The organism is Amycolatopsis kentuckyensis, assembly GCF_002155975.1.
GTDB lineage: Bacteria > Actinomycetota > Actinomycetes > Mycobacteriales > Pseudonocardiaceae > Amycolatopsis > Amycolatopsis kentuckyensis.
Window position 1 is genome coordinate 1 of the sequence record NZ_MUMI01000905.1, and the last position, 614, is coordinate 614.

A 614-nucleotide genomic window follows, 5' to 3' on the forward strand; every position below is an offset into this window, starting at 1 on the left:
GACATGGAGACACCGTTGCGTTCCCACGACCCCAGCCTCGACATCATCCGCGAGGCCATCGAGCGGCTCATCCCCGGCTCGACGCCCGCTTACCTCGGGCTGCAGCTGACCGAGAAGCACCCGGCCCGCACCGCCGTGAACACGTGGACCGGCAGCCCGGCCAGCCTGGCCGAGCGGATCCACATCGCCCTGTTCGGCCGCCCGCGCACCGAGGCCCAGGCCGCACGGCGCGCCGACGAGGCCGGGCACCGAAGCCCGCTCGCCCAGGCCGAGGACGCCAAGCGGGCCCGTGACATCGGCGCAGAGATCGCCGTACTCACCTCCGCGCACGACCAGCTGACCTCGGCGCCCTGGTACCCGGTCCGCCCCGGGGACCTGGTCCACGTCCACTACGAGGCAGGCGGCGAGATGCCGGCGTTCGGCGAGACGTACATCGTCGGCGACGCCCGCGAGCCCGGTGACACGGCGCCCGGCCTGCTCAGCATGGTGCTCCTCGCGCACACCCTGCCCGACTCGACGCCCGACGACGACGTCGCCGGGATGACCGGCTGTTTCGGGTCCGAGTCCCACGACGACCCGCTGTACGACCTCTGGTTCGAGGCCGGCCCGCAGCG

At 73.1% G+C, this 614-nt stretch carries 1 protein-coding gene; it reads left to right on the forward strand.

Annotated elements, in window-relative coordinates; all coding sequences use genetic code 11:
- Window positions 1-15: 15 nt before the first annotated feature.
- A partial coding sequence (locus CCN39_RS49040; RefSeq protein WP_208630716.1) for a hypothetical protein occupies window positions 16-614 on the forward strand: 599 nt, incomplete at its 3' end.